Annotated in this window: 22 protein-coding genes and 1 pseudogene; 11 read left to right on the top strand and 12 right to left on the bottom strand. The window is 67.4% G+C overall.

Annotation, left to right across the window (positions count from 1 at the left end):
* The first annotated feature begins 20 nt into the window (after positions 1 to 20).
* The 7 genes from DES52_RS23305 to DES52_RS13235 all read left to right on the top strand — a co-directional run bounded on the left by DES52_RS23305 (position 21) and on the right by DES52_RS13235 (position 6,281).
* The gene (locus DES52_RS23305; protein WP_211317926.1) at positions 21 to 1,754 is read left to right on the top strand and encodes a beta propeller lectin; all 1,734 of its coding nucleotides are present in this window, start codon (positions 21 to 23) and stop codon (positions 1,752 to 1,754) included.
* Positions 1,755 to 1,889: 135 nt separating this feature from the next.
* Positions 1,890 to 2,231 carry a response regulator gene (locus DES52_RS13260; protein ID WP_110887300.1) on the top strand — a complete coding sequence of 114 codons (342 nt, stop codon included), beginning with the start codon at positions 1,890 to 1,892 and terminating at the stop codon, positions 2,229 to 2,231.
* A 65-nt stretch (positions 2,232 to 2,296) separates the two neighbouring features.
* Positions 2,297 to 3,178 (top strand): pyridoxal 5'-phosphate synthase lyase subunit PdxS, encoded by an 882-nt coding sequence (pdxS, locus tag DES52_RS13255; protein WP_110887299.1) that lies wholly within the window; start codon positions 2,297 to 2,299, stop codon positions 3,176 to 3,178.
* A complete protein-coding gene (gene pdxT / locus DES52_RS13250) occupies positions 3,168 to 3,764 on the top strand; it encodes a pyridoxal 5'-phosphate synthase glutaminase subunit PdxT (RefSeq protein ID WP_281268571.1) in 597 nt (198 codons plus the stop codon). The genes pdxS and pdxT overlap by 11 nt, the downstream gene beginning before the upstream one ends.
* Positions 3,765 to 3,806: 42 nt before the next feature.
* Entirely contained in the window at positions 3,807 to 4,739 is a 933-nt protein-coding gene (locus DES52_RS13245; protein WP_110887298.1) for a hypothetical protein, read from the top strand.
* A 61-nt stretch (positions 4,740 to 4,800) separates the two neighbouring features.
* Positions 4,801 to 5,529 (top strand): alpha/beta fold hydrolase, encoded by a 729-nt coding sequence (locus tag DES52_RS13240; RefSeq protein ID WP_110887297.1) that lies wholly within the window; start codon positions 4,801 to 4,803, stop codon positions 5,527 to 5,529.
* Entirely contained in the window at positions 5,526 to 6,281 is a 756-nt protein-coding gene (locus DES52_RS13235; protein WP_170131047.1) for an alpha/beta fold hydrolase, read from the top strand. The genes DES52_RS13240 and DES52_RS13235 overlap by 4 nt, the downstream gene beginning before the upstream one ends.
* Positions 6,282 to 6,293: 12 nt before the next feature.
* On the opposite strand, the gene DES52_RS13230 is transcribed toward DES52_RS13235, so the two are convergent.
* Both DES52_RS13230 and DES52_RS13225 read right to left on the bottom strand, forming a co-directional pair.
* Positions 6,294 to 7,196, bottom strand: coding sequence for an RluA family pseudouridine synthase (locus DES52_RS13230; RefSeq protein WP_110887295.1), 903 nt, complete (start codon positions 7,194 to 7,196; stop codon positions 6,294 to 6,296).
* A 9-nt stretch (positions 7,197 to 7,205) separates the two neighbouring features.
* On the bottom strand, positions 7,206 to 8,003 hold the full coding sequence (locus tag DES52_RS13225) for a hypothetical protein (protein ID WP_146237284.1): 798 nt from the start codon (positions 8,001 to 8,003) through the stop codon (positions 7,206 to 7,208).
* 165 nt (positions 8,004 to 8,168) lie between these two features.
* Here DES52_RS13225 and DES52_RS23750 point away from each other — a divergent pair.
* Positions 8,169 to 8,624: pseudogene (locus DES52_RS23750) on the top strand (FAD-dependent oxidoreductase); the annotation flags it as partial.
* Between the two features lie 121 nt (positions 8,625 to 8,745).
* On the opposite strand, the gene DES52_RS13215 reads toward DES52_RS23750, so the two are convergent.
* The 7 genes from DES52_RS13215 to gap all read right to left on the bottom strand — a co-directional run bounded on the left by DES52_RS13215 (position 8,746) and on the right by gap (position 14,558).
* Positions 8,746 to 9,381 carry an MBL fold metallo-hydrolase gene (locus DES52_RS13215; protein ID WP_245900987.1) on the bottom strand — a complete coding sequence of 212 codons (636 nt, stop codon included), beginning with the start codon at positions 9,379 to 9,381 and terminating at the stop codon, positions 8,746 to 8,748.
* Between the two features lies 1 nt (position 9,382).
* Positions 9,383 to 9,913 (bottom strand): septal ring lytic transglycosylase RlpA family protein, encoded by a 531-nt coding sequence (locus DES52_RS13210; RefSeq protein ID WP_245900985.1) that lies wholly within the window; start codon positions 9,911 to 9,913, stop codon positions 9,383 to 9,385.
* The gene (locus DES52_RS13205) at positions 9,910 to 10,971 is read right to left on the bottom strand and encodes a M24 family metallopeptidase (RefSeq protein WP_110887409.1); all 1,062 of its coding nucleotides are present in this window, start codon (positions 10,969 to 10,971) and stop codon (positions 9,910 to 9,912) included. Before DES52_RS13205 ends, DES52_RS13210 begins: the two co-directional genes overlap by 4 nt.
* Positions 10,972 to 11,104: 133 nt before the next feature.
* Complete coding sequence (locus tag DES52_RS13200; protein ID WP_110887293.1) at positions 11,105 to 11,497, bottom strand: DUF1517 domain-containing protein; 393 nt, start codon at positions 11,495 to 11,497, stop codon at positions 11,105 to 11,107.
* Between the two features lie 75 nt (positions 11,498 to 11,572).
* Entirely contained in the window at positions 11,573 to 12,331 is a 759-nt protein-coding gene (gene tpiA, locus DES52_RS13195) for a triose-phosphate isomerase (protein WP_110887292.1), read from the bottom strand.
* Position 12,332: 1 nt separating this feature from the next.
* Positions 12,333 to 13,499 carry a phosphoglycerate kinase gene (locus DES52_RS13190; RefSeq protein ID WP_110887408.1) on the bottom strand — a complete coding sequence of 389 codons (1,167 nt, stop codon included), beginning with the start codon at positions 13,497 to 13,499 and terminating at the stop codon, positions 12,333 to 12,335.
* 66 nt (positions 13,500 to 13,565) lie between these two features.
* The gene (gap, locus tag DES52_RS13185; protein ID WP_110887291.1) at positions 13,566 to 14,558 is read right to left on the bottom strand and encodes a type I glyceraldehyde-3-phosphate dehydrogenase; all 993 of its coding nucleotides are present in this window, start codon (positions 14,556 to 14,558) and stop codon (positions 13,566 to 13,568) included.
* Positions 14,559 to 14,766: 208 nt separating this feature from the next.
* Here gap and DES52_RS13180 point away from each other — a divergent pair, with 208 nt between their 5' ends.
* Complete coding sequence (locus tag DES52_RS13180; RefSeq protein WP_110887290.1) at positions 14,767 to 16,173, top strand: aspartate kinase; 1,407 nt, start codon at positions 14,767 to 14,769, stop codon at positions 16,171 to 16,173.
* A 1-nt stretch (position 16,174) separates the two neighbouring features.
* Here DES52_RS13180 and DES52_RS13175 read toward each other — a convergent pair whose 3' ends face one another.
* From DES52_RS13175 to DES52_RS13165, 3 genes are all read right to left on the bottom strand, one after another.
* Complete coding sequence (locus DES52_RS13175) at positions 16,175 to 17,395, bottom strand: lycopene cyclase family protein (protein ID WP_110887289.1); 1,221 nt, start codon at positions 17,393 to 17,395, stop codon at positions 16,175 to 16,177.
* Between the two features lie 55 nt (positions 17,396 to 17,450).
* Complete coding sequence (asnS, locus tag DES52_RS13170) at positions 17,451 to 18,785, bottom strand: asparagine--tRNA ligase (RefSeq protein ID WP_110887288.1); 1,335 nt, start codon at positions 18,783 to 18,785, stop codon at positions 17,451 to 17,453.
* Between the two features lie 107 nt (positions 18,786 to 18,892).
* On the bottom strand, positions 18,893 to 19,876 hold the full coding sequence (locus DES52_RS13165; protein ID WP_110887287.1) for a tyrosine-type recombinase/integrase: 984 nt from the start codon (positions 19,874 to 19,876) through the stop codon (positions 18,893 to 18,895).
* Between the two features lie 100 nt (positions 19,877 to 19,976).
* Here DES52_RS13165 and DES52_RS13160 point away from each other — a divergent pair, with 100 nt between their 5' ends.
* Both DES52_RS13160 and DES52_RS13155 read left to right on the top strand, forming a co-directional pair.
* Positions 19,977 to 20,849, top strand: coding sequence for a PhzF family phenazine biosynthesis protein (locus DES52_RS13160; protein ID WP_110887286.1), 873 nt, complete (start codon positions 19,977 to 19,979; stop codon positions 20,847 to 20,849).
* A complete protein-coding gene (locus DES52_RS13155; protein ID WP_110887285.1) occupies positions 20,846 to 21,643 on the top strand; it encodes a Cof-type HAD-IIB family hydrolase in 798 nt (265 codons plus the stop codon). Before DES52_RS13160 ends, DES52_RS13155 begins: the two co-directional genes overlap by 4 nt.
* Positions 21,644 to 21,796: the final 153 nt, after the last annotated feature.

The following is a 21,796-nucleotide window of genomic DNA, read 5'->3' as shown; positions in this document are numbered from 1 at the left end:
TCCGGTCGAGGAGGTTCGTGATGCGGACGAGACGAACGGCAGCGGCGGCGACGACGACCTTCTTGGCCTGCGCGGCACTCACGTTGTCGGGCGGCGCCTTCTCGCAACGTGAAACGATCGGCACGACGAGTTCGCCGCTCAGCGTTCAGCGCGCGAGCGTGTGGGCGTCGCCTCAAATCGCGGTGTGCTGGGAAAATCCCGGCACCTTCGCGCGCGAGCGCGCCTGGGTGCGCGCGGCCGTGGCGCGCACGTGGGAAACGGCCTCGGCCGTGCGCTTCACCGGTTGGGGAACGTGCGCGCGCGACGCGCGCGGCATTCGCATTCGCATCGCCGACGCCTGGCCTCACACGGAAGGGCTCGGCAATCGCCTCGACGGCCGCGCGGACGGCATGATCCTCAACTTCACCTTCAACACGTTCTCGCGCGACTGCCGTTCGCGACTGCAGTTTTGCATCGACGCGATCGCCGTGCACGAGTTCGGACACGCGCTCGGCTTCGCGCACGAACACAACCGCTCCGACCGCTTCGACTGCACGCAAGCGCACCAAGGCACCGAGCCTGACCTCTTCGTCACTCCGTACGACCGCTTGTCGATCATGAATTACTGCAATCCCGCCTGGAACGGCGACGGGCGGCTCAGCGACCTCGACCGTCTCGGCGCGAGCGTGCTGTACGGCAAGGGACCCACCCCGGTGTTTGGCGCGGGCATGGCAATGACGCCGTACACGTTCGAGGGCGGCCAGCAACTCGAGACGCTGTTCGTGACGCCGAGCGGCGCCGTCAACGTGCTGTGGAAAGTCAACAACTCGCTGTGGAAGGGTCCGGCGGCCCTCACGGGACCCAACGTCGTCGATCCGCGCGCGTGGCTCACGACCGTGAACTACCCGCTCGGCCGTCAACTCGAAACGTTCTTCGCCGGAAACGACGGCGCGATCCAAGTCATGTGGAAGTCGAACAACGGCGCGTGGGCCGGTCCCGTTCGCCTCACGGCGCCCGGCACGGTGCGTCCCGGCGCGTACGTGAGCGCGGTGTACTACCCGCCGAATCAACAGCTCGAGGTGTTCTACGTCGGCGTGGACGGCGCTCCCTACGTGCTGTGGAAAGCTCAGAACGGTCGTTGGAACACGCCTTCGCGCCTCGGGCCCGCCGGTCTCGCGCCGTCGGGCGGCGGCGTGACCGCGGCCTTCTATCCCGCCAACAACCAACTCGAAGTGCTGTTGGGAGCCGAGGACGGCTCGGTTCGCGTGCTGTGGAAGGCCAACAACGGGCGCTGGAACGGCCCCGTGGCCCTCACGTCGAGCGGCGCCATCACGCCCGGCGGCGCGTTGAGCGTCGTGTACTACCCGCTGAATCAGCAATTCGAGACGTTCTTCGTCGACCCCTCGGGACGCGTCAACGTGCTGTGGAAAGCCAACAACGGCGCGTGGAGCCGCCCCGTTGCCATCAGCCCCGCGAACGTGGGCGTGCCGGGCCGTCCGATCGTCGCCGTCTACCACCCGCCGAATCAGCAACTCGAGGTCGTCACCGTGGGGCCGACCGGAGCCGTCAACCTCGTGTACAAAGCGCAAAACCGCGCGTGGAGCGCGCCGGTGGTGCTGGCGGGACCGGGAAGCGCCCCTCCGGGTTCGAACGTGACGGTGGCGTACCAGGAACTCGGTCAGCAACTCGAAGTGGTGTTCACGGATTCGGGAGGCGCCCTCAACCTCGTGTACAAAGCGCAAAACGGCGCGTGGAGCCGTCCGTTCCGATACTGAGCGCCTCTGTTCGCGCCTCCGCCGTCGAGGCGGAGGCGCGTCGTTTCGGCGCCTCGGAGTCGCGCGCCGCCCACTTTGTAACATTCGCCCGACATCTGCGCCCACGTTCATGAGCGGCTTCGTTACACTGCCTTCATGACCTCGGTGCTCGTCGTGGACGACGAACCTCAGTTGCTGGAACTGCTCGCGCTGATCTTGCGCTCGCGGGGCTTCGAGGTGTTCACGGCGACGAGCGGCGTGCAAGCTCTCGACCTCGTCGAGCGGCTTTCGCCGTCCGTCGTGGTGTGCGACGTGCTGAGTGCGCCGCTCCGCGGCCTCGACGTCGAGCGCGCGCTCGCGTCGCGTCCGAATCCGCCCGGCTTCGTGCTGATCGGAGCGGCATTCGCGCCGCCGAACGTGCCGTGCCTACCCAAGCCGTTTCGGCCCGCTGATCTCTTCGCGCTCATCGAGTCGCTCGTTCGCGTGCCACGCTCCTGACTGGTTCCCCCCACTACCCGAAACTGGCCCTGTCGGGAGAACCAGTGGTGCTTTACCCTGCCTGCATGGAACTTGCCACCACTCGAGTGAAGACCGGATTCGCGGAGATGTTCAAGGGCGGCGTCATCATGGACGTCGTGACGGCCGATCAAGCCCGCATCGCCGAAGCGGCGGGCGCCACGGCCGTCATGGCGCTCGAGCGCGTGCCCGCCGACATTCGCAAGGACGGCGGCGTCGCGCGCATGAGCGACCCGAAGATGATCAAAAGCATCATCCAAGCCGTCTCGATTCCCGTGATGGCCAAGGTGCGCATCGGCCACTTCGTGGAAGCGCAGATTCTGCAGGCGCTCGGCGTGGACTTCGTCGACGAGTCCGAAGTGCTCACGCCCGCCGACGAGAGCTTCCACATCGACAAGCACGCCTTTAAGGTGCCGTTCGTGTGCGGCGCGAAAAACCTCGGCGAAGCGCTTCGCCGCGTCGGCGAAGGCGCGTCCATGATCCGCACGAAAGGCGAGGCGGGCACGGGCAACGTCGTGGAGGCCGTGCGGCACGCGCGAACCATCACGTCCGACATTGCAAAGGTGAAGTCGGCGCGTTCCGAGGAGCTCATGACGCTCGCGCGCGACTTTCAAGCGCCGTACGACCTCGTGCGGTTCGTGCACGAGCACGGCAAGCTTCCCGTCGTGAACTTCGCGGCGGGCGGCGTCGCCACCCCTGCCGACGCGGCCCTCATGATGTGGCTCGGCATGGACGGCGTGTTCGTCGGGTCGGGCATCTTCAAGAGCGACAACCCCGAGAAGCGTGCGCGCGCCATCGTGAAGGCCGTGACGCACTTCCAAAATCCCGACGTGCTCGCCGAAGTCAGCGAAGACCTCGGCGCGCCCATGACGGGCATCAACATCGACGGCCTCATCGAATCCGAGCGCCTCGCGGGCCGTGGCTGGTAACCTCGACAAGCGGGTCGGCGTGCTCGCGCTGCAAGGCGCGTTTCGCGAGCACGCCGCCATGCTCGAACGTCTCGGCGCGCGCGTGACCGAAGTGCGTTTGCCCGCCGACCTTGCCGGTCTCGGCGGCCTCGTGATTCCCGGCGGCGAGTCCACCACCATCGGCAAGCTCCTCGTCGACTTCGACCTCATCGAGCCGATTCGCGCGTTCGCCGCGTCGGGCGGCGCGGTGTGGGGCACGTGCGCCGGCGCGATTCTCCTCGCGCAAGACATTCAGGGCGTGCCGCCGCAGTTCGGCTTCCAACCGAGCCTCGCCTTGATGGCGACGCGGGTGCGCCGCAACGCCTTCGGCCGTCAAGTCGACTCGTTCGAGGTGCCCTTGAACGTCGCGGGTTTGAACGCACCCTTTCCGGCGGTGTTCATCCGCGCGCCCGTCATCGAGGCGGTGCCCGACGAGGCCGAGGTGCTCGCGCGCCACGACGGGCAAGTCGTTCTCGTGCGCCAAGGACGCCTGCTGGCGAGCTCGTTTCACCCGGAGCTCACGCGTGACGCGCGGTTGCACGAACTGTTCTTGAACCTCGTCGCCTGACTCGTCATGCGCTCGTCACCGCGAAGCTCGTACCGTCTGGGTATGAGCTTCGTTCTTCGTTGTGTCCGCGTCCTGCCCGCCTTGACCGTCTTGTCGTCGTGCCTCGCGAGCGCCGCCGTGCCGAGCGCCGTGGCGGGCGAGTGGTTCACGGGCCGCGTGTTCACGCCTGCCACGTACGCCTTCGGTTCCAGCGACTTCAAGAACGCCAACGGCTCGTCGCGCCGCCTCGTCTTGAACGCGAACGGGACGTACGAACAAACGGTCATCTCGTCGACGATGAGCGCTCAAGGCTTCGGAATGAGCACGTACTTGATTTCGTGCGAGTCGCTGAACGTCGCGTGGGAGCGCGGCACGTTCAAGGTGGCCGGATCGACGTTGACGTTGCAGCCCGCGCAAGCCAAAGGCGTCAACGGCTCGTCGCCGAGCAGCCTCAACAACGGCTGCACACGCTTCAACGGCTTCGATTCCGGCGCGAAGGTGGGCGCGCCGCGCGCGTACTCCTACAAGTTACAGGGCGGCGCGCTGCACCTCACGGCGAGCAACGCGTCGCTCGAACTGCGCCGCGCGACGCCCGCCGATCTTCCCGCGCCCGCGCCCGCCGCGTCGAACGAGCCCGTGTACCGCGCGCCCTTGCCGAGCGAGCGCCGTCCCGTGTACGAGGGCGCGACGGGCAAGTGGACGACGCGCTTCGTGACGAGCGACGGACAACCGCTCGACGCGCGCGTGGTGATGGACGATGACCGCGGCGTGGCGGGCACCGTGTACGGCCTGAACGGCGCCGTGCTCGGCAACGTCTCCGGCAACAGCGCGTCGGGCCGCTTGGAGGTGACGTTGTACGTCGACGACGCGACGACCTTGGTGTTCCGCGTGCAAGGCGCGTTCGACGGCGACCACTTCAAAGGATCGTTCACGGCCTTCGACCGCGCGGGCGGCGAGATCGGCGGCGGCACCGTCACGATGGAGCGCGCCCGCTGAGGGCGCCGTCTCAACGCTTGGTGTAGAAGCGGTCGCGCACCGCTTCGATTATCCTGCGGTCGTGCGCACCTACGAACTGTTCGAGCATGACGGGCGGTCGCTGAGCTTCACGAAAAGCGGCGACGGCCCTCCACTGGTGCTCGTGCACGGTTTGAGCGGTTCTCGCCGCTGGTGGCGGCGCAACGTCGCGGCGTTCGAACGGCGTTTCACCGTGTACCGCCTCGAACTCGTCGGCTTCGGCTACGCGCGGCGTCAAACGCCGCTGCCGCTCAAAGCGTCGGCGGCGTTGCTCGCGCGGTGGCTGCGCGACTCGGACGTGCCGCCCGCGCACGTCCTCGGGCACTCGATGGGCGGCCACACGTGCATTCACCTCGCCGCCGCCTACCCGGACCTCGTGCGCAAGCTCGTCTTGGCCACGCCGACGGGCTTGCTGCGCTCGTCGTGGTTTCGCGCGGCGTTGAAGTTGCCGCAAGCGGGCTTGTGGGGACGGCCCGACTTCCTGCCGATCGTCGCGACGGACGCTTTGCGCGCGGGCGTCTTGACGTTGTACCGCGCGAGTCGCGAGTTGCTGCGCGACGACGTCTCCACCTTGTGCGCGCTCGTGCAAGCTCCGACCCTCGTGATTTCGGGCGGGCGGGACGTGCTCGTTCCGCCCGAGGTGGGCCTCAGCGTCTCGAAGTGCATTCCCGACGCGCGGCACGTGCTGCTGTCCAACGCGGGACACGTCGTGATGTGGGACGCGCCGACCGAGTTCAACGACGCGGTGCTGAACTTCTTGGAGGACGCTTGAAGCCTCGCGTGGACGTGCGACGCGTCGACGGTCTCTTGACGCACGCCTTGGTGTACGGCGCGGGCGAACCGCTCGTGATCGTGCCCGGCATCGGCTGCGCCGCGTACGCGTACCGCAAGCTCGCCGTTCACTTGTCGCGGCACTTCGAGGTGTGGTGTTACGATCCGCCCGGACACGGACGCTCGGAAGCGCGCGCGTTCGATCACATCACGATCTCGCGCTTGTCGGACCACTTGCGCGCTTGGCTGGACGCGGCGAACTTGAACCGCCCGGTCATCGTGGGGCACAGCCTCGGCGGGGAAGTCGCGATCGACCTCGCGGGCCGCTTTCCCGACGCGCTCGGCCGTCTCGTGCTGCTCGCGCCGACGGGCGTGCCGGAAAATCCGAGCGTGCCGCTTCAATTGGCGCGCCTCATGCTCGACGCGTGGATCGAACGCCCGACGTTGCTGTCACGCCTGCTGCCCGCGTACGTGCGCTGCGGTCCGCTGCGCATCGCGCTCATCGCCGAGGATCAGCGCGTTCACGAAACCGAACCGCAGCTCGTCGCGATTCGCGCGCCCGTCTTGGTGATGGCGGGAACCTTCGACGTCGTGATCTCGAGCCACGCCATCCGCACCTTGTGCGCGTTCGTGCCCGACGTCCGCTCGAAGAAGGTGCCGGGACCGCACGCCTTTTGGTACTCGAGGGTCCGAATCGTGACGCGTGAAATCGTCTCGTTCGTTCACGACGCCGCGCCGTCTCCGACGTCATGATCTCGGCGACGTTCACGGCCGCTCGCCCTGCAACGGCGGCGGAGGCGGCGCGCTCAGCGTGACGCGGCGTCCGCTCGCGGGATGCTTGAACGTCAACGTCTGCGCGTGCAGAAAGTACCCGGCGTCGCCCGGCAAGGCGGGATGCTCGGCGCTGGGAACTCCGCCGTGCGTGTAAAGCTCGTCGCCCACGAGCGGGTGCCCGATGAAGGCGAGGTGAATTCGAATTTGGTGCGGTCGTCCCGTTTGGATGTTCACCTCGAACAACGTCGCGTCCGAGCGACGCTCGAGCACCCGCGCGTCGCTGCGAGCCTCCTTGCCGTGACTCGCCGCCGCGTACACGCTTCCGAGGCGTGGATGCGCCACGCGCCCGATTCGCGCGCGGATGTCGTACGATTCCTCGGTCGCGACGCCTCGCGCGAGCGCGCGGTACCGCTTTTCGATCGCGTGCCTTCGCCAATCCTCGGCCAACATCGACGCGGCGCGCGCGTTCAACGCGAACAGCACGAGGCCGCTCGTGGCGCGGCCGAGGCGGTGCAGCGCCACCGCCCGCGGATACGAATCGCGCACGACGCTCAACAAGGTGTTGCGCAAGAACCCGCCTCCGTGCATGGTGGGCAGGCCGCTGGGCTTGTCGACGGCGAGGACGTCGTCGTCTCGGTACACGACGGTGTACTCGCGCGGCACGTCCTCTTCGAACCAAGGCGGTCGGTTCCACACCAGCACCTGCCCCGCGCGCAAGCGTTCGCCTCCTTGGGCGGGCGCGCCGTCGAGCAGCACTTCTCCACGTGTCGTGCGCTCGGTCCACTCGTCGCGCGTGGAGTGCCGATGCCGCCCGCTGAGGTACTGCACGACGGTCTGGCCGGTGGCGGACGCACCGAGTTGCTCTTTGTAACTGAAGCCGTCGTTGAAAGGCACGGCCGTACCTTAGCGGCTCCCAGGACGCGTCGGCGTGACGTCGTGCGCCATTGCCGGACCTCCGCCGCGCGCCGCGTCGAAGACCGCTTTCGCCTCGCCTGCCGTGAGGTTCGACGGCCAAGCGTGCAGCATCGCGCGCGCCAACGCCGTCGCGCCGACTTCGAAGGCGGGATGCGCTTGCAAGCGCGCCTGCGCGCGCTCGATCACCTCGGCCCGCTCGGCCGCTGGAACGCCGCGCAAGTGCCGAGCGATCGCCGCCTCGTCGTGGTCGCTCAACGTCAAACGGTGACCGCCGGGAAGCGTCAGCAGGCGCGGCGCGAGACCGAACGCCACCAATCGCTCCGTCAAGTCCAAGTTCAACTCGCCGCCGCCGAGGACCGCGCGTCGCCGCTCGCCGCGCCACGAGAAGCGCAGCGTCGCGCTCAACGCCGGGTGTCGCGTCGCTCGCGTCATTCCCCCGGGGAATTCCTCGCCGCTTTGCGTCCAAGTCAACGTCGGCGCGAAGTTCGCCAGTAGCCCTGCCGCGCCGTGCGCGGCTTCGTGCAGCGCGACTTCCGCCTTCCACGCGAGCGCCGCCACGCGGCGGTACGCGCCGATCATGGCGGCTCGCCGCGTGAGCCACGCGAAGGGCCGCTCGAGCAGCATTTGAAGGTCGTCGAGCGCGTCGAGGTCGTGCTGCCACCACGCGGCCGTCGGTCGCCACGCCGCGTCGACGGCGCGCACGAGCGTCACGACGCGTCTCGCCTCGCGAACGAGCGCGTCTTCGGGCAAGCTGGCCTCGACACCTCGAAGCCACCGTTCGATCACGATCGACTCGCCGTGAACGGGAACGAATTCATGGCTTTCAGTGTGACGCACGGACGTGAGCGACGGCCACGCGTCCGCGAAGCGCCGAGGGGCAAGTGCCCGCGAGTCGCGTGAGGCTGCGGCTTATACTCGAGAATCCGACGTGTCGTTCGGTTCAGGAGTGACGTGCGCGAGCAGATCGAAACCGAAGTGCGTGTCGTCGTCGCGGGCTTGGCGGGCTCTCACCGCCGCCTTGCAACTCGTGGAGGCCAGACGAGCCGTCGTGGTCCTCGAAGCCTGCTCGGTCGAGGGCGTGGCCGTACCGTCCACACGCCACTCGGCACGCCCGTAGAGCTCGGCCGACTACGGCGTTCGCACGATGCGAACGGCGCATCAAGGTTCGAACGTGTACGACCTGCTCGGCCGCGCGCGGCCGTTCCACAAGCGTACTTCGAGCAGGACTGGACGGTGGACGAGTGGGCGCGCGGTGGTTACGGCGCGCACTTCGCTCCGGGCGTGCCGAGCGAGTACGAACCGGCGTTGTGGGCGCCCGTGGGCCGGTTGCACTGGGCGGGCGCCGAGACGTCGACAGAGTGGCACTTGTACATGCACCGCGCCGTTCAATCCGGCGAGTGGGCCGCTCGGGAGGTGCTCGCGGAGTTGCGGGGCGATGCGCCCGCCCGTCCATTCCGCGCCCACTCGCTTGACCGGTTCGTCCGAATAGAGTTCTCGATCGGACGTTCTCGGCCGCGTGAAGGGAGCGTCAAACGCCGAGCTTGTCGGCGAGGGTCGTCACGGCGTCGCCTCGCAGCACGCGGCCGTGGCCGACGTGGACTTCACGCGCTTCGAGATTGGCGATCTTGCGCACGGTGCGCCGCGCGTCCTCTTGATGTTCGTTGAGGAACTTCGGCGGCAAGGTCGCGGCGCCTCGACGTGAACCGACGGCGTCGCCCGCGATGAGCACGCCGTCTTTGAGCAACCCGATTTGGCCGGGCGTGTGACCGGGCAAGGCGATGACCGTCCAACCAGCGACGTCGTCGCCATCCCCGACGAGGTCGAGCGCGGCGCGCGGTACGAGCGGCGCTCGACCGAGGATCTTCCCGATGACGGGGAGGGGCAGGACGGGGCGGGGGCGCTCGCCCGTGAGGTACGCGGCGTCGCCGCGCGGCGCGACGATGCGGTATCCACGCGTTTCCCACAAGGCGCGGGCGTTGCCGACGTGGTCGGGATGGTGGTGAGTCAAGACGACGAAGTCGGGGTCGACGCGCGCGAAGAACGTCGAGACGTCACCTTGTCGGCTCGTGAGGCCCGTGTCGACGACGAAGGTGACGTCGCCGCTTAGCACGACGTGTACGTTGACGCCGAACGACGTGGACCGAATCATCGGCTCGGTGGTCATGTCAGCGTGAGATGACTTCGAGGCGCACGAGGGCGACGCCTTCGGCGAGAATGCCGAGTTCGCGGGCGGCGGCGAGGCTGAGGTCGATGATGCGCTCGGCTTTGCCAAAGGGACCTCGGTCGTTGATCTTCACGAGGACGCTCTTTCCGCTTTTTTCGTGGGTGACGCGCACCCACGTGCCGATCGGCAAGGTGAGGTGCGCGGCCGTCATGATCGTTTCGGCGTCGCTTCTGCCGCCGTAGTACACGGCGTAGCCCGCCTGCGCGAACGCGGCGGCGACGCTCGCGGCGACGGGGGGAGGCGTGGTGGCGACGGCGACGCGTTCGTCGGTGTCGCCGACCTTGAGCACCTGTCCGACTTTGAGGTCGGGAGCTTCGAGGCCGTTGAGGCGCAGCAACGCGTCGACGCTCAGGCCGTACTTGCGAGCGACGGCCCACGCGGTGTCGCCGCGCACGACCGTGTACGAGGCGGGCGCCGCGCCTTGCGCGAAGGCGGCGCTCGCGAGCAGCATCGCCGCGAGCGCCCGCTTCACGCGCGCTCCTTGGGCGCTTTGGACAGCACGTCGAAGCCGTCTTCGGTGACGAGCAGGAGGTCTTCGATGCGCACCCCGCCCACGCCGGGTCGGTAGACGCCAGGCTCGATCGTGATGATCATGCCGGGCGCGAGGACGTCCTCGGACGCGCTCGACAAACTCGGTCCTTCGTGAATGGCGAGGCCGACGCCGTGTCCGAGCGAGTGCGCGAAGAGCGGCGCGAGGTCGTGCTTGGCGAGCAGGTCGCGCGCGATCTGGTCGAGGTCGGCGCAGCGAATGCCGGGCTTGACGGCGGCGACGCAGGCTTCTTCGGCTTCGAGGACGGCGTCGTACATGCGCCGCAGCTCGTCGCTCACGCTGCCCACGGCGATCGTGCGGGTCATGTCCGAGTGGTAGCCGTTCACGACGGCGCCCATGTCGATCGTGACGAGGTCGCCGTCCTCGATGATCTTGTCGGAGGCGACGCCGTGCGGCATGGCGCTTCGCGCGCCGCTCGCGACGATGATGTCGAAGGCGGGTCCGGCGGCGCCGCGACGACGCATGGCGATTTCGAGGTCGAGGGCGACGTCGCGCTCTTTGCGGCCCGCCGTGATGGTCGGGCGCACTTCGGCGTACGCTTCGTCGGCGACGCGTTGCGCTTCGCGAATCGCTTGGATTTCCTCGTTCGTCTTGGAGAGGCGCACGGATTCGATCAAGCCGGTCGTCGCGACGAGGTCGGCGTTCCAAGCGGCTTTCAGAGTTTCGAATTCGTGCACGGTGAGGTGCGCGGCTTCCACGCCGACGGGACCGTCTCCGAATCGCACGCGGGCGTGCTCGTACATTTCCTTGAGGGCGTTCGCGCGGGGGGGCGCGCCGATGAAGTGCGGAACGCGGCATTCCTCGTCGGCTTGCGCGGTGTAGCGGGCGTCGGTGTACAGCCACGTTTCGCTCGGCGTGACGAGAACCTTGGCGTCCTCGGGAGACGTGAAGCCGCTGATCAGACGGACGTGTTCCGGCGTGGTCACCCAAAGCGCGGTGAGGCCTTCGCGCCCGAGCAGGTCGGCGAGTCGTTGTTGCATGGGGCGGAGCATAACACGTCTTCACACAGTCGCAAAGACGAGCAAACACAAAATTCACACGTCCGGATTATCGTGAATCATTTCACTATCAGCTCAAGGGAAATCCCCGGGTCAGCCGGGGACATCGAGACGCTCAGAAGCGGCGAGAGCGGCGCACGAACCAAAGCAGGATGGCGATCAGGACGACGATCAAAACGAGGTTGAGCAGGAAGCTCAGCAAGCCGCCCAGAAAGGACACGCCGCCGCCGTAGCCGTACCCGAATCCCGGAAAGAACCCGAAGAAAGGCAGAAAGAAGAAATTGCTGCGGTACGACGGGCGGTAACTCGGCGCGCGGTAAGTGGGGCTTCGGTAGGTGGGGCTTCGGTAACTCGGCGCGCGGTAAGTGGGGCTTCGATAGCTCGGCGTGCGGTACGAGGGAGTGGTGCGAAACCCGCCGAAGCCGCCGCCGCTTCGGCGCGCGGCGTCCACGGTGCTCGACAGCACGGCGAGCAACACCAACAAGAAGGGGAGAAGGCGACGCGTCATACACATCAGTACGAGTGTCGCCTTCGGGAAGTTCCGGTTCGTGAGTCGCGCCCAACGGCGGCCTTGCGCCTTCGATCAGACGTTGAGCGCGCCCGCCATGCCAAGAACCGAGTCGAGTTCGAGGCTCGCACCGCCGACGAGAGCGCCGTTGACGTTGGCCTTGCCGCAAATCTCGGCGATGTTGGCGGGCTTCACGCTTCCGCCGTACAAGACGCGCACGCGGTCGGCGACGTCTCCGAGCGAACGCCGCAGTTCCCCGCGAATCGCGCTCGCCATCTCCTCGGCGTCGTCGGCCGTGGCGGTCTTGCCCGTTCCGATCGCCCAGACGGGTTCGTAGGCGATCACCAGAGCGCGCGCGTCTCGAACGTCTACGCCCTCGAGGCTGCCGCGCAGGGAGTTCAAGGTGAACGCGACGTGCTCGCCCGCTTCGCGCACGGGCAACTCCTCGCCGACGCACACGATCGGCACGAGGCCTGCTTGCAAGGCCGCGCGCGTCTTCGCCGCGACCTTCTCGTCCGTTTCCGCGTGGTACGCGCGCCGCTCGGAGTGCCCGACGATCGCGTACGAAGCGCCGACGTCAAGCAGCATCGCCGCGCTGATTTCACCCGTGTATGCCCCCGACGCGTGCGCGGACACGTCTTGCGCTCCGTACGCGACGCGCGAGCCGCGCAACGCCTCGGCGACGCCGGGCAGGTCGATGGCGGGCGCCATCACGGCGAGTTCGGCGCCCTGCCCCGTGAAGGTCCCGGCGAGTTCGGTCGCCCAGGCGCGCGCTTCGCTCGGCGTCTTGTTCATCTTCCAGTTGAGGGCCAAAAGCGGCGTGACGTCGCTCATGTCACGCCAACGCTTTCACGCCGGGCAATTCTTGCCCTTCGAGCAACTCGAGGCTCGCGCCGCCCCCGGTGGAGATGTGGCCGATCTTGTCGGCGAGTCCGCTTTGGTTGATGGCGCTCACCGAGTCTCCGCCGCCCACGACGGTGTACGCCCCGTCGAGGTTCGCGACGGCGTTCGCCATGGCGTTCGTGCCTTCGGCGAACGCTTCGAATTCGAAGACGCCCATCGGGCCGTTCCAGAACACCGTCTTGGCGCCTTGCAACTCGGCGGCGTACTTCTCGCGCGTGGCCGGCCCGATGTCGAGGCCTTGCCACGCGTCGGGAATCGCCTTGGCGTCGACGACACGCGTCTCGGCGTCCTCGGCGAAACGATCGGCGGCGACGACGTCGATCGGCAAGAAGATCTTGCCTTCGTGTTCGCCCAGAAGGCGGCGCGCGAGGTCGAGTTGGTCGTCCTCGTGGATGCTCTCGCCGATGGTTCCGCCTTGCGACTTGAGGAACGTGTACGCCATGCCGCCGCCGATGAGAAGCTTGTCGACGCGCGGCAGGAGGTTCTCGATGACCTTGATCTTGTCGCTGACCTTCGCGCCGCCGATGAGGACGACGTACGGCGACTCGGCTTCGTCGAGGAGCTTGCCGAGGGCGCGCACTTCCTTTTCGAGCAGGAAGCCCGCCGCGTGCGGCAAGAGCGCCGCGACACCCGAGACGCTGGCGTGCGCGCGGTGCGCGCTTCCGAACGCGTCGAGCACGAACGCGTCGCCGAGCGCGGCGAGACGGCCCGCGAGCTCGGCGTCGTTCTTTTCCTCGCCGGGTTCGAAGCGGACGTTTTCGAGCAAGACGACGCTGCCCGGCTGCACGTCGCGAAGCGCTTGGGCCGTCTCGTCCGAGCCGGGATTGCTGCGCAGGTACGTCACGTCACGCTGCAGCAGCGCTTCGAGGACGTCTTTGACGGGCGCGAGGCGGTACTTGTCGTCCGGGCCGCCTTTCGGGCGCCCGAGGTGGCTCATGAGGATGACGCTGGCGCCTTCGTCGAGCAGGAACTCGATGGTGGGCAAGCTCGCTTGGACGCGCGTGGCGTCTTGCACCTTGCCGCCGCTGATCGGCACGTTGAAGTCGACGCGCACGAGAACGCGTTTGCCACGAACGTCGATGTCCTTGAGGGTCTTCACGAAGCTCTCCTTGAAAGAAAGGGTCAACGGCTCATCGAACCGTCGACCCCGTGTGCGAAGGGTGGCTCAGCCTTTTTGCTGGATCAGCTGCACGAGGTCGGCGATGCGGTTGGAGTAACCCCACTCGTTGTCGTACCAGCTGAAGAACTTCACGAGGTTGCCCATCGCCATGGTGAGTCCACCGTCGATGATCGCCGAGTGCGGATCGCCTTGGATGTCGCTGAGGACGATGGGGTCCTCGGTGTAATCCATGATGCCCTTGAGCTTGCCTTGCGCGGCTTCACGGAAGACGGCGTTGACTTCGTCTTTCGTGACTTCGCGCGAGAGAATCACGACGACGTCCGAGATGGAACCTGTCGGGGTGGGCACGCGCAAGCTCGTGCCGTCGAACTTGCCTTTGAGGGCCGGGTACACGGCCGACACGGCCTTCGCGGCGCCCGTCGACGTCGGAATGATGTTGACGGCGGCGGCGCGCGCGCGGCGCAAGTCCTTGTGCGGCAAGTCGAGGACACGCTGATCGTTCGTGTACGAGTGGACGGTCGTCATGATCGCCTTTTCGATGCCGAACGCTTCGTCGAGCAGCTTCATCGGCGCGCCGAGAGAGTTCGTCGTGCACGACGCGTTGGAGATGATGTGGTGGTTGGCGGGATCGTAGTCTTGCTCGTTGACGCCGAGAACGACGCTGAAGTCGTCGCCCTTGGCGGGCGCGGTGATGACGACCTTCTTCGCGCCGCCTTGGATGTGCTTGCTGACCGATTCGCGGTCCGTGAAGATCCCGGTGGACTCGATGACGATGTCCGCGCCGAGTTCGCCCCATTTGATCGCGCCCGGGTCACGTTCGGCGAGCGCGGCGATCTTCTTGCCGTTGACGGTGAGGCTGGTCTCGTCGTAGTCGACCGTGCCCGCGAAGCGCCCGAAGTTCGAGTCGTACTTCAGGAGCGTGGCGAGGGTCTTGTTGTCCGTGAGGTCGTTGATGGCGACGACGTCGACGCCACGCTCGACGAGGATGCGGAACACGAGGCGACCGATGCGCCCGAACCCGTTGATGCCTACTTTCATGGTTCCTCCTCCGAGGTCGCGCGTCGATGTCGGGCGCGACCTTGCGCCGCCATCTTAACTCACCCTTCGCGGTGTGAAGGTCACACGAAGCCTTCACGCGTCGGTCATTCACTTCGGCCTGGTGAGTGTACCATCCGCGCTTTCAAGTCTGCGCCTTCGTCTATGACTCTGCGCGAGTGCGCACGCTGCGGTTGCTAGCATTCGACGCATGATCGTGATGAAGTTCGGCGGCACTTTGATGGGCGGCGCGTCCGCCATCGCACGCTCGGCGTCCCTCGTGGCGCGCACCACGGCGGCGGGGACGAAGGTCGCCGTCGCCGTCTCGGCGATGTCGGGCGTCACGGACACCTTGCTCGGCGTCGCGTCACGCGCCGAACAAGGCGACCTCGGCGGCGCGTTGGCGGACATCGCGTCGCTGCGCGCTCGCCACCTCGAAGCGGCGTCGCAACTCGGCGCGGGCGCGACGTCCGACGTCGCGCGGGAACTGCGCGAGTTGACGGACACGCTGCAGCAGACGGTGACGGGCGTCGGACTTCTGCGTGAGCTCAGCGCGCGTTCGCGCGACCTCATCGTGTCGTTCGGCGAGCGTCTCAGCGCGCCCCTGATGGCGCTCGCCCTCGAAGGCATCGGCGTGCGCGCGCATCACTTGTCGGGCGGCGCGGCGGGCCTCGTCACGAATCGGGACTTTGGAAACGCGCGTCCGCTGCCTCAAGCGTATTCGCGGCTTCGCGAGCGTCTCGGCGGCTTGATCGGCGTGGGCCTCACGCCCGTCGTGTCCGGCTTCATCGGCGAGACGCCCGAAGGCGTCGTCACGACCCTCGGGCGAGGCGGCACGGACTACACGGCCACGATTCTCGGCGCGGCGCTCGGCGCGCAGGAAGTCTGGACGTGGAAGGACGTCGACGGCGTCATGAGCGCCGATCCTCGCAGCGTGCCCGACGCGCGCAACCTCGAGCATCTCAGTTACGCCGAGGTGATGGAACTCGCGTACTTCGGCGCGAAGGTCCTGCACCCGCTCGCCGTGACGCCGCTGCAAGACGCCGAGATTCCCTTGCGCGTCAAGAGCGCCGCCGATCCCGCCTTTCCCGGCACGCTCGTCACGAAAGACGCCAAGACGGACGCGGCGCATCCCGTCAAGGCCGTCACGGCGATTCGAGGTTTGTCGGTCTTGACGGTGGGAGGCGCGGGCATGGTGGGCGTGCCCGACGTCGTTTCGCAAATCTTCGAGGTGCTCGCGCGCGAGAACATTCCCGTGCAGATGATTTCGCAAGGTTCGTCTCAAGCCAACGTCAGCCTCGTCGTGGGCCGCACGGTCGCCGCGCACGCCACGCGCGTGCTGGAGGAGGCCTTGCAAGGCTCGGGGCTCGTGAAGGCGTACGAGGTGGAGGAGAACGTCGCCATCGTCGCCGTCGTCGGCGAAGGCATGCGCGGTCAGCGCGGCGTCGCGGCGCGGTTGTTCTCGGCGCTCGCCTCCGCGAACGTCAACTTGCTGATGATCGCGCAAGGGTCGTCGGAACTCAACATCTCCCTCGCGATCGAAGAGGCGGACGTCGACGCGGCCGTGCGCGCCGCGCACGCGGCGTTCGAGCTTGGCAAGGTACCGCAAGAAGTTTGAGTCACCGCTTCAAGGCGGCTCCGAGCAACGTGCGCGGCTCGTGCAGCGCCGACCGCGCGAGCGAGAGGCGCACGGCGTTCGGGGCGCGCGTGAAGACTTGCAGCATGATGGCCGCGACGTCGGCGGGCGCGGCCGTTCTGGACAAAAAGGCGCGCCAGCGGTCGCTCGGCAAGTCGAAGAAGGCGTCGAAGAACTCGGCGAGCTCGGCGCCGCGCAGGCGCAGCAAGGCTTCCAAGCCGAACGTGTACAGGCGGTGCGCGCGCCTCGCGTCGCTCGGCCACACCGCGCGCCACGCCCGCTTCGACACGTCGTCGGCGCGCGCCTCTTGCTGAAGGGCGAGCGTGATCTCGGCGGCGACGCTTCGCGTGAGGCGCAGGGCGTGCGCGACCATGAAGCCGCTCGCGGGATGAACGAGGCCCGCCGCGCCGCCGAACGCGACGACGCGCGACGGCGGCGCGGGCGAGCGATTCATCGGAAAGAGGCAGCGCTCCACGTGCTCCACGTGTGCGGGCGGCGTGCCGTTCCACGCGAGGCGGCGTTGCAGGCGGTCTCGCAACACGTCCGTCGACAGAGCGGGTCGCGCGGCGAGCGACGTCTCCTCGACGAAGTAGCGGTCGCCGCCGAGGTGCATGGCGTACAGGAACGTCGGGGCGGCGTCGAACTCGCCGGGGCGCAAGTGCTCGGCTCGGTAGTCCATCCAGGCGACGGAGCCGGGCTTGATGGGCGGGCGGTCGAAGGTCGCGACGACGCCGTACGCCGCTTGAAACGCCAACCTCGACGTGCTGGGGGCGGCCGCGTCGAAGTCGACGTGGCCGCTGGCATTCACCACGAGCCGCGCGTGGTGCGAACGGCCGTGCGCGTCGAGCACGACGCTTCCTTGCGGCGTGGCTCGCACCTCGACCGCCCGCGCGGCTCGCCACGCGGCGCCGTCACGCGCCGCGCGTTCGCGCAGTTGGTTTTGCAGCGCTTCGTTGTCGAGCAGGACGTACGCGCGTTGCAATGCTCGTTCGCGCTTCGGATGGACGAACACGCGGCTCCAGCGGTGCGACGTCGGCACGTCGAGGTCGCTGAGTTCGTCTTCCCAAGCGCCGTACGTTTGCGGCCAGCGTGCGTGCGCGTCCAAGCTGAGGTTGGCGACCGCCACACCGTTCGACGCGAGCGCGCTCGTGAGGGCGAGCCCAGAGGGGCCACTGCCGATCACGAGCACGTCCACGCGGCGCATGACGTTACCCTAGAAGGGCGCGGGCGCCGAGACTGCCGCTCTCGCTACGTTCGCGTCACGGACGCATGCGCGTCAGCATGCGCGGAAAGGGAATCGCTTCGCGAATGTGGTCGATGCCGGTGATCCACGCGATCGTGCGTTCCAAGCCCATGCCGAAGCCGGCGTGCGGAACGCTGCCGAAGCGGCGCAAGTCGAGGTACCACTCGAACGCTTCGAGCGGCAAGCCTTCGTGTTCGATGCGGCGCTTGAGGAGCTCGAAGTCGTGAATGCGCTCGGAGCCTCCGATGATCTCGCCGTAACCTTCCGGCGCGATCATGTCGTCGCACAGCGCGACGCGTTCGTCTCGCGGATCGGGCTGCATGTAGAACGCCTTGATCGCCGCCGGGTACCGCTCGACGATCACGGGACGGTCGAAGCTCGCGCCGAGAATGGTTTCGTGCGGCGCGCCGAAATCGTCGCCCCACGTGAGCAGCGGCGTGTCGGGGGAGACGTTCTCCGGGAAGTCGCCGCGCGTGATGCGGTCGTTGATGACTCCCAGGGCGTCGCTGTACGTGACGCGCGGAAAGTTTCCTTCGGCGGCGGGCCGCAGCTTGTCGAGGTCGCGCCCAAGCATCGTGAGTTCCGCTTCGCACTCGTCGAGGGCGCGGCGCACGAGGAAGCTCACGAAGCGCTCTTGCAACGCCATGTTGTCTTCGTGCGTGGCGGGCGCGACTTCGGGTTCGATCATCCAGAATTCGAGCAGGTGGCGGCGCGTCTTGCTTTTCTCGGCGCGAAAGGTCGGGCCGAAGGTGTAGACCTTGCCGAACGCGAGGGCGCCCGCCTCGGCGTGCAATTGGCCCGTTTGCGACAAGTACGCTTTGTCCTCCCCGAACAAGTCGATTTCGAAGAGTTCGGTCGTACCCTCGGCGGCGTTCGGCGTGAAGAACGGCGCGTCGAAGCGGACGAAGCCTTCTTGGTGGAAGAAGTCGGCGACGGCGCGTTGCACGCAGTCGCGCACGCGGATGATCGACCACGGGCGGCGGTGGCGCAAGTGGACGTGGCGGTGGTCGAGCAGGAAGTCCACGCCGTGCTCTTTGGGCGTGATGGGGTACTCGCCGTGGTTCTCGCTCACGACGGTGAGGTCTTTCACGCCGAGTTCCACGCCGCCTGGAGCGCGCTCGTCGGCGCGCACGACGCCCGTGACGCGCACGGCCTGTTCTTGCACGAGGCGCTTGCCCGTCTCGAAGGCGTCCTCGGACACGTCGTTTTTCGACATGGCGGCTTGCACGAAGCCGCTGCCGTCGCGAAGCTTGAGGAATTGCAGTTTGCCGCGTCCCGTCTTGTCGGTGAGCCACGCCGTGAGCGTGACTTCCTTGTCGATGTGCCGGGGAAGGTCGGAAATGAACGTCATGGGTGGAATTATAGAGGCATGGGTGGAAGGGAAATTTGATGAGGCGGCAAAAATTTCACGCGCCCATTTTATCGTGAATCATTTCACTTGTACGTATGTTCGTCGTGTTACTCGAAGTTCTCCACGGCGTCGGCGAGATCGTCCTCGGGGAGTTCCACGTAACGACGCGTGGTGTCCACCTGCTCGTGCCCCAGAAAGCCCGCGACGCGCGTGAAATCCTTGACTTGCGCGTACAGGCGCGTTCCGGCGAGCTTTCGGCCCGCGTGAAATCCTCGAAACTCGTCCTCACGGTCGATGGACCGCGCGAGGCGGCGCAGGCGTTCGTACGCCGTGGCGTACGCGTGGAAGGTGAAGACGAAGCCGCGCGAGGGGAGACCACGCTCGACGCGCAAGGCGTGCAGGGCCTCGCGAAGCTTCGCGCTCATCGGCACGAGGCGGGCCTTGTCGCCTTTGCCATGCGCGACCAGCAGGCGCTTGCGTTCGAAGTGCACGTGCTCCCAGGCCAAGGCGAGCGCCTCGGCGATGCGCAGGCCCGCGTGCGCCATGAGCAAGATCAACGCGCGCTCGTCGGCTCGGGCGACCTCGGCCATGGCGGTCACGAAGTCGGTTTTGTACGGCGGGTTCTTCACGATGCCCTTCGTGCGGTCCTTGGGGCGCTTGACGTCCGCGAAGGGATCGGCGTCCGTCGCGCCCGCCCAGCGAAGCGCGCGGTACAAGGCGTTGGCGCTCGCGACGCGTGAGTGCACGGTGGCGGGCTTGAGGCCCGAGGCGCTGAGGTGCGCGACGAACAAGCCCGGCTCGCGTCGACCGGGCCGCAGCAAGTTCCACGCGTGGTCGGCGGCGTACTCCACGAGGACTTCGACGCCTTTGCGGTAGGCGCGCAGCGTGTGCTTGCTCGCGCCGACGCCCGCGTGCGAATCGGACGTGAGGTACGCGAGGGTGATGGCCCAGAGATCGTCGAGGTTCTTGTCGCGGGCGGCGGCGCTCGCGCGGCGTTTGAGTTCGTCGTCGTGGAGGGTGGCGACGGAGCGGGCTTGGGCGAGGCGGTCGCCAGTGTAGGGAACGAGGGCGTCGTCGGGCTTCTTCGGCATGTCGCTCCGATGATAACATTCATTATCATCGGATGGATGGGGAAGTCGCTCAAGACCACCTCGGCGCGCCGCCCGCTCGAACACGCTACCCTGAAGCGTCATGATTTCGTACTGTCAAGTGAGCGCCTTCACGTCCACGCCCGGACACGGCAACGCCGCCGGCGTCGTCCTGGACGGCGCGTCGCTCAGCGACACTCAAATGCAAGGCTTGGCGGCGCGCCTCGGCGTGCCCGAGACGGTGTTCGTGGTGAACGTCGACGAACGCGTCGCACGCGTTCGGTACTTCACGCCCACCCAGGAAATCGAGTTTTGCGGTCACGCCACCGTCGCGCTCGGCCTCGTGCTCGCGCAACGCGGTTTGTGGCGTGACGGCATGGTCCTCGAGACGCTCGTCGGACCGATCGAACTCGACTTGGAACGCGAAGCGGGCGCGCCCCACCGCGTGTGGATGCGCCAGCGCCCCTTGGAAGTGCGAACGCTTCCGAGCGGTTGGCGGTCACGCCTCGCCGGCGCGCTCGGCGTCAGCGACCGCCTCGTACACCGAGGCTTGCCGATGGCCGTGGCGAGCACCGGCTTGTGGTCGATCTTCGTGCCGCTGCTCGACGCGTTCGTGGTGGACGCCTTGGAGCCGAACTTCGCCGAGATCGAGTCGATCAGCCGCGAACTCGGCGTCACGGGCGTGCACGCGTACGCGCCCATGAGTCCGGACTCGTTTTACACGCGCGACTTCTCGCCGCTCGTGGGCATTCCCGAGGACCCCGTGACGGGCAGCTCGTCGGGCGCCCTCGTGGCGATGCTGGCGAGCGCGGGCATTCTGCCGAGGCGTGGCGGCATGGCGCGCGGCTTGTGCCGACAAGGACACGCGCTCGGCACGCCGGGCGAAGTCATCGTCGACATCGCGCTCGACGGGGACGCCGTGCGTGAAGTGCGCGTCGGTGGGTGCGCCGTGGTGGAACACGAGGGGCGCTTGTGACGCTCGGCTTGGTGTGCATCGACGTCGACGGAACGCTCGTCGGAACGGGCGGCGTGATTCCCGAGGTGGTATGGGACGCGGTGAGCGAGGCGCGCGCCGCCGGAATTCACTTGTGCCTCACGACGGGCCGCCCCGCGTTCGGCGTGGCGCGCGAGTACGCGCGGCGACTCGACGACTCGGCGTGGCACATCTTCCAAAACGGCGCGTCGATCGTGAACGTGTCGTCCCTCGCGTCCCGCTCGGAAGGTTTGCCGAGCGTGGCCCTCGCGAACCTTGTGAATCTCGCGCGCCGCACGAACCGCATCTTGGAGGTGTACACGGACGACGCGTACGCCGTGGAGCGCACCGACCGCGCGGCCGTGGAGCACGCGGCGTTGCTGGGCGTGCCGTTCGTTCCGCGCGACTTGCTGAGCCTCGACGGGAAGGTCGTGCGGGCACAGTGGGTGGTGCCGCTCGCGATGAAAGACGAGCTTCTCTCGGAAGCGAACGAGGACCTCACGGTCTCCCCTGCCACCTCGCCGGTCATGCCGGACGCGTTGTTCGTGAGCCTCACGAAGCCCGGCGTGAGCAAAGCGAGCGCCGTCACGGCCGTCGCGGCTTCGTACGGAGTGCCGTTGGAGCGCGTCATGATGGTCGGCGACGCGCACAATGACGTCGGCGCGATGGGCGTCGTGGGGCACGCCGTGGCGATGGGCAACGCCGACGCGGACGCGCGCGAAGCGGCACGGTATCACGTCGGTCACGTGGACGCGGGAGGACTCGCGCAGGCACTTCGCTTGGCGTTGACGTTGTGATCGAAGACTCGAGAGGCCGCACCCTTCGAGTCTTCGTAGGGTCTTGAGGAGAGCGGTAGGAAACCATTCAATGGAGGTAAGTGAAATGATTCACGATAAAATGGGCGCGTGAAATTTTTGCCGCATTTACGGAAAAATCTCGCCTCCAGCCCC

Origin of the sequence: Deinococcus yavapaiensis KR-236 (assembly GCF_003217515.1) — a bacterium.
GTDB lineage: Bacteria > Deinococcota > Deinococci > Deinococcales > Deinococcaceae > Deinococcus_A > Deinococcus_A yavapaiensis.
This window is presented reverse-complemented; position numbering and strand designations above follow the sequence as displayed.

Coding starts and splice junctions, on each gene's coding strand:
- DES52_RS13245 (WP_110887298.1), top strand. CDS start 3,807: ATGAGCTTCGTTCTTCGTTGTGTCCGCGTCCTGCCCGCCTTGACCGTC.
- pdxS (WP_110887299.1), top strand. CDS start 2,297: ATGGAACTTGCCACCACTCGAGTGAAGACCGGATTCGCGGAGATGTTC.
- DES52_RS13200 (WP_110887293.1), bottom strand. CDS start 11,497: ATGACGCGTCGCCTTCTCCCCTTCTTGTTGGTGTTGCTCGCCGTGCTG.
- DES52_RS13175 (WP_110887289.1), bottom strand. CDS start 17,395: ATGCGCCGCGTGGACGTGCTCGTGATCGGCAGTGGCCCCTCTGGGCTC.
- DES52_RS13180 (WP_110887290.1), top strand. CDS start 14,767: ATGATCGTGATGAAGTTCGGCGGCACTTTGATGGGCGGCGCGTCCGCC.
- tpiA (WP_110887292.1), bottom strand. CDS start 12,331: ATGAGCGACGTCACGCCGCTTTTGGCCCTCAACTGGAAGATGAACAAG.
- DES52_RS23305 (WP_211317926.1), top strand. CDS start 21: ATGCGGACGAGACGAACGGCAGCGGCGGCGACGACGACCTTCTTGGCC.
- asnS (WP_110887288.1), bottom strand. CDS start 18,785: ATGACGTTCATTTCCGACCTTCCCCGGCACATCGACAAGGAAGTCACG.
- DES52_RS13205 (WP_110887409.1), bottom strand. CDS start 10,971: ATGCAACAACGACTCGCCGACCTGCTCGGGCGCGAAGGCCTCACCGCG.
- DES52_RS13160 (WP_110887286.1), top strand. CDS start 19,977: ATGATTTCGTACTGTCAAGTGAGCGCCTTCACGTCCACGCCCGGACAC.
- DES52_RS13215 (WP_245900987.1), bottom strand. CDS start 9,381: ATGACCACCGAGCCGATGATTCGGTCCACGTCGTTCGGCGTCAACGTA.
- gap (WP_110887291.1), bottom strand. CDS start 14,558: ATGAAAGTAGGCATCAACGGGTTCGGGCGCATCGGTCGCCTCGTGTTC.
- DES52_RS13260 (WP_110887300.1), top strand. CDS start 1,890: ATGACCTCGGTGCTCGTCGTGGACGACGAACCTCAGTTGCTGGAACTG.
- DES52_RS13165 (WP_110887287.1), bottom strand. CDS start 19,876: ATGCCGAAGAAGCCCGACGACGCCCTCGTTCCCTACACTGGCGACCGC.